General features: G+C 39.8%; 14 protein-coding genes and 1 pseudogene. All 15 read left to right on the forward strand.

Annotated elements, in window-relative coordinates; all coding sequences use genetic code 11:
* Positions 1–347 precede the first annotated feature (347 nt).
* Positions 348–725 (forward strand): SHOCT domain-containing protein, encoded by a 378-nt coding sequence (locus tag L4C37_RS21595; RefSeq protein ID WP_429769962.1) that lies wholly within the window; start codon positions 348–350, stop codon positions 723–725.
* Positions 726–876: 151 nt separating this feature from the next.
* A complete protein-coding gene (locus tag L4C37_RS21600) occupies positions 877–1,227 on the forward strand; it encodes a cupin domain-containing protein (RefSeq protein ID WP_429769964.1) in 351 nt (116 codons plus the stop codon).
* Positions 1,228–1,343: 116 nt separating this feature from the next.
* Positions 1,344–1,631, forward strand: a complete 288-nt coding sequence (locus tag L4C37_RS21605; protein ID WP_012604262.1) for a carboxymuconolactone decarboxylase family protein — start codon at positions 1,344–1,346, stop codon at positions 1,629–1,631.
* A 699-nt stretch (positions 1,632–2,330) separates the two neighbouring features.
* The gene (locus L4C37_RS21610; RefSeq protein WP_429769966.1) at positions 2,331–2,702 is read left to right on the forward strand and encodes a hypothetical protein; all 372 of its coding nucleotides are present in this window, start codon (positions 2,331–2,333) and stop codon (positions 2,700–2,702) included.
* A gap of 143 nt (positions 2,703–2,845) precedes the next feature.
* A complete protein-coding gene (locus tag L4C37_RS21615; RefSeq protein WP_429769968.1) occupies positions 2,846–3,658 on the forward strand; it encodes a dienelactone hydrolase family protein in 813 nt (270 codons plus the stop codon).
* Between the two features lie 166 nt (positions 3,659–3,824).
* A complete protein-coding gene (locus L4C37_RS21620) occupies positions 3,825–4,109 on the forward strand; it encodes a YciI family protein (protein ID WP_273297472.1) in 285 nt (94 codons plus the stop codon).
* Positions 4,110–4,871: 762 nt separating this feature from the next.
* Entirely contained in the window at positions 4,872–5,159 is a 288-nt protein-coding gene (locus tag L4C37_RS21625) for a hypothetical protein (RefSeq protein ID WP_429769971.1), read from the forward strand.
* A 213-nt stretch (positions 5,160–5,372) separates the two neighbouring features.
* Positions 5,373–5,510 (forward strand): YHYH domain-containing protein, encoded by a 138-nt coding sequence (locus L4C37_RS21630; RefSeq protein WP_102489158.1) that lies wholly within the window; start codon positions 5,373–5,375, stop codon positions 5,508–5,510.
* A gap of 203 nt (positions 5,511–5,713) precedes the next feature.
* On the forward strand, positions 5,714–6,094 hold the full coding sequence (locus tag L4C37_RS21635) for a hypothetical protein (protein WP_429769974.1): 381 nt from the start codon (positions 5,714–5,716) through the stop codon (positions 6,092–6,094).
* A gap of 118 nt (positions 6,095–6,212) precedes the next feature.
* Positions 6,213–6,635: a hypothetical protein gene (locus tag L4C37_RS21640; RefSeq protein WP_429769976.1), complete on the forward strand. Its 423-nt coding sequence runs from the start codon at positions 6,213–6,215 to the stop codon at positions 6,633–6,635.
* Positions 6,636–6,637: 2 nt separating this feature from the next.
* Entirely contained in the window at positions 6,638–6,871 is a 234-nt protein-coding gene (locus tag L4C37_RS21645) for a hypothetical protein (protein WP_429769978.1), read from the forward strand.
* Between the two features lie 163 nt (positions 6,872–7,034).
* On the forward strand, positions 7,035–7,412 hold the full coding sequence (locus L4C37_RS21650) for a hypothetical protein (RefSeq protein WP_429769979.1): 378 nt from the start codon (positions 7,035–7,037) through the stop codon (positions 7,410–7,412).
* Positions 7,413–7,558: 146 nt separating this feature from the next.
* Positions 7,559–8,032 (forward strand): DUF2199 domain-containing protein, encoded by a 474-nt coding sequence (locus L4C37_RS21655; protein WP_429769981.1) that lies wholly within the window; start codon positions 7,559–7,561, stop codon positions 8,030–8,032.
* Between the two features lie 159 nt (positions 8,033–8,191).
* The gene (locus L4C37_RS21660) at positions 8,192–8,731 is read left to right on the forward strand and encodes a histidine phosphatase family protein (RefSeq protein WP_429769982.1); all 540 of its coding nucleotides are present in this window, start codon (positions 8,192–8,194) and stop codon (positions 8,729–8,731) included.
* A 162-nt stretch (positions 8,732–8,893) separates the two neighbouring features.
* Positions 8,894–9,099: pseudogene (locus L4C37_RS21665) on the forward strand (GNAT family N-acetyltransferase); the annotation flags it as partial.

Below are 9,099 nucleotides of genomic sequence, written 5' to 3' on the forward strand. Positions count from 1 at the left end.
TTCCTAATCCAGTCGCTAGGTTTTTTATATATTCTGTATGCATCAGTGTTTGTGGCGGTTGGGTTGTATTTTTTTGGATCTAAGGTTTTTGTAAAACTTCCACAATGGATATTACTCCTTCCAATCGGCTTACTAGCAATCTATGGTGCAATGTATGTATAACAAGCAATTTAAGCAGACTGTCAACGCTTGGCATTTTCAACTCGGCTTAGCTTCAGTGATTTAGATGGTAAATTTGAGTGTATTAGTAGCGTTGTCAGCTACTTAATTGGGCGTTATAGCTCAGTGTAGTATGGCGTACTGGGTGTGGTATAATAAACTCATATCACACTATAGGTAATTTATTAATGGCAAAACTAAGCTCTAGTCAAATTCGTGACATCGTTGCTAATTTCATCCCGCAATCAATTCAAGATAATATTTTCATTAAGTCTTTATTGGCTGGTGCTACAGCTATCGGTATTTTGCTATCTGTTCCTGCGTTTGCTCCAGTCGGTGCTGTTGGTGCSACAGGTTGGATTATCGTTTATGCAGTAACTGGCGGGACGTTCTCTATCGAAGCTATTTCTAAAGCATGGAAAGCATGGAAGAACCAATCTGAAACTGAGCGAGAAGAAACAGATTTGAAGCTTAAAAAATTAAAGCGATTACTTGATGACGGTACCATTACCGAAGACGAATATAAGAAACGTGCGAAAGATCTATTAGACAAAATCATGCGTTAGTAGTTGAGCTATAACAAAGCATTTAAGAGTGATTCCTCACGCTTGGCAGTTTCGCTTCGCTCAAGTATAGCCAAGCGTGCATCACACCTTAATGCGGCGTTATGGCGCTCAGTAGATCTGCGGAAAATAATCAGAAAGGAATTCGGAAAAGATGATACGTAATTTTTACACTTGCAATAAAGAAGTCGACGAAAATAGCCATGATGGAGAAGGTTCAATAGATATCTATCGAGCATTCAGACGTAAAGACTTCGATGGTGCTTGGGATTTTGCCATCCGTGTCGTTATGCCACCGGGAAGCTCTATGGGTGAGCATACTCACGGAGACGATGAAGAAATGTATATCATTTTGAAAGGTGAAGGCATTATGACCATTGAAGGTAAGGATAGAAAAGTGGCTTCAGGAGATATGATAGTTAATAAACGTTTTGGCACCCATGGTTTGGTTAATGCATCGGACAATGAAATTGAGTTACTAATAATCCAAGCAAGTCTAAAGTAAATCGCCATAACAAGCATTTAAGAGTGATTCGCAACGCTTGGCAGTTTCGCTTCGCTCAAGCATAGCCAAGCGCCGCTCACACCTTAATGCGGCGTTAGAACTTACACGGAGATATCATGCTAGGGAAGCATCAAAAACCTTATGAGGAGTTTTATCACTCCACTCATGAAAATGAGCACCTTGATACCAAGACTGAGTTACTAGTTGGTTTATCGGCAGCAATGGCAATGAACTGCTTACCTTGTACGCGATACTACCTAGCGCAGTCAAAGAAAGCAGGCATTACAAAAGGTGAAATTTCAGATGTAACTGCAAAGGTAATGGCGGTTGCAGCAGGTCAGAAAAAACTTCAAATGCAGGAGGTCTTAAGTAAGTACAAAATAGACCTCGATACCTATGAATAACGTTCTAACAAGGCGCTCAAGCAGACCTCCAACGCGTGGCATTTTTGCTTCGCAAAAGTATATGCCACGGTTTGCGGCAGCTTAGCTTAGCGTTAGTTTGCAAAAGTAGAAAAGCGTTTATGGTCAAAAAGCCTAGTCTTGTTTCTGTGCTTTACACCTGCTCGCTTTTCGAAAGTTGTGCAACCAAATCATCAGTGCGCGTAGGGTGTTTTTCGGCTCTTTGAGTACAACGTTATTCATTTCACCGCATCAGTAACTTTGGTCACTTAGTGCATCTCGCGCTGCTTCTTTTTCTTGGTGGTTAATCCGTAAAATAGTGGCTTTGTCGCACTTGGTTGTCAGGTTGGTCGAATGAATCCTTTGTCAGCTAAAACGCTTCAAACTGTGGTTGTGCAGCGTATGTCGTTTCTTAGCCAAGTGCGTTTTGTTGCCTGGGTTAGAGTTCTGTAGTTTTCAGTTTTACATTGGTGTTCAAAGTCAGTAGTTTTGTAACCAATTCAGCACCTTGGCGCTAAACTTTGGCTGCATCATGTAAGCAAACTAACAAAGCGTTTAAGACAGATTCCCAACGCTTGGCATTTTCAGTTTGGGTCAGCTTTAGTGTTTAAGGTGGCAAGGTTTTAGGTAGGGTGGTGGCGTTGCTCACTACTTAACGCGGCGTTATATTAATCAAAAAAATCGAGCACAAAAGGAGTTTATATGAACTATGATGTTATCGCTTTAGCATGTGAACAATTAGATTATCGCGATAAGTTGCGGCTCGCACAGTTGTTAATTCAGACTGCTCGAAAAGAAGAAGAAACAGTTAATCCTCAAGATCGAGCAATAGAATCAAAATCTACTATTCCTGAAGCTATTGTCGAAGAGCAAGAAATTGACACTATTTCCTACGTATATGAACGTTTGCTTAAATTAAGACCAGTGAAAGCAAAATCGCTAACGAACTCGATCAAAGCAATGTTTCAGTTTCAAGGTGGTATTTCTGAAGAAGAAGTGTCTGATATTGTCGATGAGCTCCAACATAGGAAGTTAGTTAAGCTGACTAATAATAAAGTCGAGTACAACGATTAATATAACAAACAATTTAAGAGTGATTCGGCACGCGTGGCATTTTTACTATGCGTTGGTTTTAATGATTAAGGTGATATGCGGGAGCATCGGTATTGCGTGCCTCACACCTTAATTGGGCGTTATGTGAATTTGGTAAGTAAGCCATGAAACTGTTATTTGTAATTTTATTCTTAAGTCTTGTCGGTTGTACTAAGCAAAGTTCGCAACATATACCTAGTTCCGATATGTTGGAGTCCACTTTTGATGAGCAAGCCGCAAGCCCTCCTTTAGTCGCCACATTTCATAAACCTGAAGGCGACGGGCTATTTCCTACAGTTGTACTTATGCACGGATGTAGCGGTTTAATTCGTGAAGCTAGTATTAGCTTACTCAGTTATGCAAACTTTTTGAATGAAAACGGATATTCAGCCTTAATTCTAGATAGTTTTGGCGGGCGAAAAAAGGAAGGAGGAATGGTATGTAATTCTCTTTCTGAACTCTCTAAAGCGAGAAACTATCGACAGGAAGATGCTTATAATGCTCTGCAATATTTGAAGACTCTCCCTTATGTGGATAAAAATAATATCTTTCTTATGGGGCAAAGTAATGGGGGGAGTGTTGCTTTATCTATAGCGAATAAAGTCCAAAGTCTGGGGTTTTCCGACACCTTGAAATTTAGAGCTATTGCTGCTTTTTACCCTTGGTGTGGGGCTTTACCGCATGAAATAAAGACTCCATTGTTAGTACTCGGAGGGGAGGCTGATAACTGGACACCAATAAAGCCTTGTTTGGTTACTATGCGTAACTCAACAGATATACCATTTGATGTTATTTCATATGAAGGCGCTCACCATAGCTTTGATTTCTATATACCAGTACAGTCGTATAGTGGACATACAGTCGGTGGGAATTCTGCTGCTAGAGATGATAGCAAAAAACAAATGCTGAATTGGTTTAATCAATTTAGAGTGCAATAATTCACATAACAAGCAATTTAAGCAGACTGCCAACGCTTGGCATTTTCAACTCGATTTGGCTTCAGTGATTTCGGTGGTAAATTTGAGTGTATAGGTAGCGTTGTCAGCTACTTAATTGGGCGTTATGTGCCACTGTACTTTAGCGCAAAAAATGTAAGGAGAATGTATGTTTATCGTGTCTTTGACTTATCAGGTGCCTCTAGAGAAAGTCGATGTTTTCATTCCTGAGCATGTGGCTTATCTCAATGAACAATATGCAAAAGGTCACTTTGTTTTATCTGGGCGCAAAGAGCCAAGAACTGGTGGTGTAATCATTTCTACCATTAGTGACCGAAACAAGCTTAATGACGTACTGGCTGAAGACCCTTTTCATCGAGAAGGATTAGCAAGCTATGAAGTAACAGAAATCGTGCCAACTAAGGCGTCAGAAAAGCTAGAATTCCTAGTTTAGTGTCTGGCACATAACAAACTGTTCAAGAGGGATTCGCAACGCGTGGCATTTTTACTTTGCGGTGGTTTTAGTGTTTAAGGTGTTATGCGGTGACTTCGATATTGCGTTGCTCACCCCTTAACAGGGCGTTAGTTTGCAATAGTAGAAAAGCGTTTGTAGTCAAAGAGCCTAGTCTGGTTTCTGTGCTTTACACCTGTTCGTTTTACGAAAGTTGTGCAACCAAATCTCATCGCGCGTAGGGTGTTTTTCGGCTCTTTGAGTTCAACGTTATTCATTTCTCCGCATCAGTAATTTTGGTTGCTTAGTGCATCTCGCGTGGCTTCTTTTTTTTGTACCTCACTCACTAACAAGTGGCTTTGTCGCACTTGGTCTTCAGGTTGGTCGAATGAATCCTTTGTTAGCCAAAGTACTTCAAACTGTGGTCGTGCAGCGCATGTCGCTTCTTAGCCAAGTTCGTTTTGTTGTCTGGGTTAGAGTTCTGTAGTTTCCAGTTTTATATTGGTGTTCAAAGCCAGTAGTTTTGTAACTAATTCAGCACCTTGGCGCTAAACTTTGGCTTCATCATGTAAGCAAACTAACAAAGCGTTTAAGACAGATTCCCAACGCTTGGCATTTTCAGTTTGGGTCAACTTTAGTGTTTAAGGTGGCAAGGTTTTAGGTAGGGTGGTGGCGTTGCTCACTACTTAACGCGGCGTTATGTGTTTCAAAGATTATGTGGATTAATATTAGTTATTTAGAGCAATTCAAAGCTTCGGAGAAGAAATGAAAGTCGAGTTGACAAAGAATGGTAAACCAGTATCAGAAAGAACTTTTGGAAGTATGATTTGCTCAGACAAATCTTGTAGACATTCGGCAGTAGAACTCAATTTGTTTGATCCAGACTTACGTTTGTTTGGTCGCTATTTGCACTTCAATGGCTACAAAACTATTGCTGAAGCTAGAGTTGTAATGGAACAATTAGTCCAAGATCAGGTTGACCCATTTATAAGTCTCAAACCTAAAATTGGCAAAGTCATTGATTTTCAAGCTTGGAAAAGTAAAAACACATAACAAAGCGTTTAAGGCAGATTCCCAACGCTTGGCATTTTCAGTTCAAATCAGTTTTGGTGTTTACGGTGCAATGGTTTAGGGTAGGTGGCAAGCGTTGCTCATTACTTAACGCGGCGTTATGCCGCTCCAAGGTTGATCTAAATCATATAAAACCAATTGCATTTGTGTGAAACTCCGCGCGCTCAAATTAGAGCGTATATTTCGGAGTAATAAATGAAAAAGGCAGTATTAGTTCTTCTTGTTAGTTTTGGTATGGTTTCTGCGGCTGTTGCTCATTCTGGAGGCACGGATGCAAATGGCTGTCATACAAACAGTAAAACAGGTGAGTACCACTGTCACAAACGTAAATAATTCCGTTTGAACAACAGTGAAAGGCGTGATTTATCACGCCTTTTTTGCTTGAAAATAGAAGTAGGATCATCAGCATAACAAGCAATTTAAGCTGATTCGCAACGCTCGGCACTTTTGGTTTCAACTTGTTTGGTGATTACGGCGAAGTGTTTAGGTAAGGTGGCGGCGTTGCTCACAACTTAATTGGGCGTTAGGTAATACATATGAACTTATCAGACATAAATCTTAGACCAAGAGATATCAGGCGAGTAGTTGAACCTGACTTATATCGTATTAAATGGGATTCCGGAACAAATCGAACCAGTGAGTGGGTTACGGTTTCAACAGAGACGGAATTCGATATATCTAAGCTTGATACATGGTTACTATCCAAACAAATTGATTTAAATGAAAGTGTCGTATGGGTATCGCGCACATGGCTAGTAAATGAAAGGACCACGTTCAGTAGTGTATTAGCAGAGCTAGGTAAATATTTTGCGGATGAATCATTTTATTTGGTTTCTACGCAGAAAAAGTGGTTAATCAATTATGATTGCATTGGTATTGTACGGTTCGGTTACTTCCCGCACGACAATATTACCTAACAAGGCGTTTAAGACAGATTCCCAACGCTCGGCATTCTCAGTTCAAGGTTGGGTTTTGTGTTTACGGTGTAATGGTTTGGTGCGGTGGTTAGCGTTGCTCACTACTTAACGTGACGTTATGTTTATCGGAGGAATGATGCCTGAATATGCTTTATTAAATAATGTTGTCGACTATATGGAAGCGCATGGTCATACATATAAAACCGTTCAGCTCGATATAGACGAAAAACTGGTTCAAGAGATTAACGAGACTAACAAAGGTAAGTTCACTCTTGAACAACTAGAAAAAGCGGCAGACAAGTGCTTAGCGCATGAGTGGGTTAAGCATGCGTATTTAGGTGGTGGTAAGTACAACGGATTACAAATAACACCTAAAGGAATTGGTGTTGCTCGCTCTAAAAAGCGTTCGGATGAACTTAAGGCAAACAGGTCGTTTTTGAAGAAAACCTCAGATTACATAGAGGAACATAAGGGGCTTTTTGTTGTTCTAGGTTCTCTTTTAGCGCTAACGACGCTTGGTCTTAAAGTGATGGGGTTCTAATAATGGATGACGGCAACTTTACTGTTGAACTTAAATGTCTGTTTTGTGACTGCCCGTTAGAGGGGGAATCCGATCAGGAATTTTCTTCAGGGGACTTAATAAAATGTCAAAACTGTAACGAATTAAATGATTACGATGCGTTGTTAGACGTAGCGGCAGAAGAGGGGCTGACAATAGTCCAAGCACACTTAGACGATCATTTAAAAAAGACATTTGGTAAGCTCTTTAAAAAATAAACATAACAAATTGTTCAAGAGTGATTCGGTACGCGTGGTATTTTCACTATGCGTTGGTTTTGGTGGTTAAGGTGTTATGCGGATGCTCCGGGAATGCGTACCTCACACCTTAACAAGGCGTTATGTGCTTTCGGTAAAGTAAAACATTTAAATAGGTGAAAAAGTGAGAAAAGTATTAAACCTTAGAGTGATTTTTTTACTCGTTGCGACTTCGATGTTATCAGCTTGTGTATATAAATCTAATGTAGACTATGGAACGCAATTTACAAAGGAACAAGTCGCTCAAATTGAAAGAAAGGTGACGACTAAGGATGATCTAATGAGAATTTTTGGTGAACCTAACGTCAAAACAGTTATAAGTGAAACTGGTGAGAAATGGATATATACATACACAGGTGGAAGTGCTTCAGCGCAAGCTTTTACAGGAAAAACCACTTCAGATATTTCGACCCATATGCTTGATATATTGATTGAAAATGGTGTCGTAGTAAATTTTGCTGAAACCAATACCAAACATAAAATGAACATGTCAGTCGAATAACTACGCACATAACAAGCAATTTAAGCAGACTGTCAACGCTTGGCATTTTCAGTACGGTTTAGCTTCAGTGGTTTGGGTGGTAAATTTAAGTGTATAGGTAGCGTTGTCAGCTACTTAATTGGGCGTTAGCTTAAAAGGAGTTACAAATGAAATGTGGGTGCTGTGGAAAAGAAATCGGCGACTTTGTTTTTGATAAGTCATATCAAATGCCTGATGAAATTTGGGAACTCAGTGATGAAGTACGAGATGAACGAGCACAAACAYATTCAGATTTATGTCGTTTGGATTCAAGATACTTTATTCGAGGRGTTTTGTATTTGCCTGTCCATGCTGTTAAAAAATGTTTTGGTTGGGGAATTTGGGTTGAAGTTTCGCAAGGTGATTTTTTCAATTATTTTGAAAAATTCGACTTCGATAATAGCAATGAATCACCCTTTTCGGGGGCAGTAGCTAATAGTTTACCAAACTACCCAGAAACAAGAGGTATGAAAGTTCAGGTTAGACTAGRTGATGGCACTCAAAGACCGACATTCCAGGTAATGGAAAAGGGACATTTGCTAACGAAAGAGCAAGAGAATGGAATATCGCTTGAAAGGGTTCATGTATTTAACGGTGGGTGAGTAAGCTAACAAACAATTCAAGAGTGATTCCCCACGCTTGGCATTTTTGGTTTGGGTTTAGTTTAGTGTTTACGGCGTCCAAGTTGAGTGTTKTAGTTGCGTGGCTCACACCTTAATTGGRCGTTAGCCCAATGCGGTAAAAATGGAGATTTAGTACAAATGGAAATTGTATTTGTAAGGCATGGTGTGCCTGACTATTCGTTATCTGACGAGCGAAAAATGACCCAACTAGAAAAAGATTATGCCCCTTTAAATAGAGACTACATTCATGAATTGCACGCGGTTGTTAAAGACATTCAACTTGAAAAAGCAGAAGTAATCATATCTTCCCCGTATACAAGAGCGCTCCAAACGGCTGAAATTATTAACCGTAAACTAGGTTTAGAGCTCTTTGTTGAACATGATTTACGAGAGTGGCGGGCAGACTTAGATGGTGGTTACGTAGAACTTTCAGAAAGAGATCGCCGCTGGCATGATCATCGTACTTCACTGAAACATAATACGGAGGCTGGTAATGTTCCGTATGAGTCCTGGGATGCACTTAAAAGCCGTGCAGAAAATGTGTTGTCTAGATACACGAATTACTCAAAGGTAATCGTAGTATCTCATTTCAATGTGTTCGAAAGTTTGGCAGGTTATCAAGATAACGGCATTGGGTGTGGAAGCTATCGTTCTCTAACGTTGGAAAAATTGGGCTAACAAGCAATTTAAGCAGACTGCCAACGCTTGGCATTTTCAACTCAGTTTAGTTTCAGTGATTTAGGTGGTAAATTTGAGTGTATTGGTAGCGTTGTCAGCTACTTAATTGGGCGTTATGTGAAATGCTCYAAAATTAGTATTTATGATCAGATAAGGATAATTATGCCTGATATTTACCTACAACTAGCAAGTACTGATGACATTCAGTTGCTGCAGGATTCTGCGCTAAAAGCCTTTTCAGATGATTATGATAAATATGGTGCATTYCCTCCAAATATCGAGTCAATAGAGTGGTTCAAAGCGGAAGTRAGTAAAAATAAGTTTTATAAAGTCGTATGTGACAGTGAGTTTGCTGGTGCTATTTGTGT

It is taken from the genome of Vibrio kagoshimensis (genome assembly GCF_050337535.1).
Classification (GTDB): domain Bacteria; phylum Pseudomonadota; class Gammaproteobacteria; order Enterobacterales; family Vibrionaceae; genus Vibrio; species Vibrio gallaecicus.

Coding starts and splice junctions, on each gene's coding strand:
- L4C37_RS21645 (WP_429769978.1), top strand. CDS start 6,638: ATGGATGACGGCAACTTTACTGTTGAACTTAAATGTCTGTTTTGTGAC.
- L4C37_RS21640 (WP_429769976.1), top strand. CDS start 6,213: ATGTTTATCGGAGGAATGATGCCTGAATATGCTTTATTAAATAATGTT.
- L4C37_RS21660 (WP_429769982.1), top strand. CDS start 8,192: ATGGAAATTGTATTTGTAAGGCATGGTGTGCCTGACTATTCGTTATCT.
- L4C37_RS21630 (WP_102489158.1), top strand. CDS start 5,373: ATGAAAAAGGCAGTATTAGTTCTTCTTGTTAGTTTTGGTATGGTTTCT.
- L4C37_RS21605 (WP_012604262.1), top strand. CDS start 1,344: ATGCTAGGGAAGCATCAAAAACCTTATGAGGAGTTTTATCACTCCACT.
- L4C37_RS21635 (WP_429769974.1), top strand. CDS start 5,714: ATGAACTTATCAGACATAAATCTTAGACCAAGAGATATCAGGCGAGTA.
- L4C37_RS21610 (WP_429769966.1), top strand. CDS start 2,331: ATGAACTATGATGTTATCGCTTTAGCATGTGAACAATTAGATTATCGC.
- L4C37_RS21615 (WP_429769968.1), top strand. CDS start 2,846: ATGAAACTGTTATTTGTAATTTTATTCTTAAGTCTTGTCGGTTGTACT.
- L4C37_RS21600 (WP_429769964.1), top strand. CDS start 877: ATGATACGTAATTTTTACACTTGCAATAAAGAAGTCGACGAAAATAGC.
- L4C37_RS21620 (WP_273297472.1), top strand. CDS start 3,825: ATGTTTATCGTGTCTTTGACTTATCAGGTGCCTCTAGAGAAAGTCGAT.
- L4C37_RS21625 (WP_429769971.1), top strand. CDS start 4,872: ATGAAAGTCGAGTTGACAAAGAATGGTAAACCAGTATCAGAAAGAACT.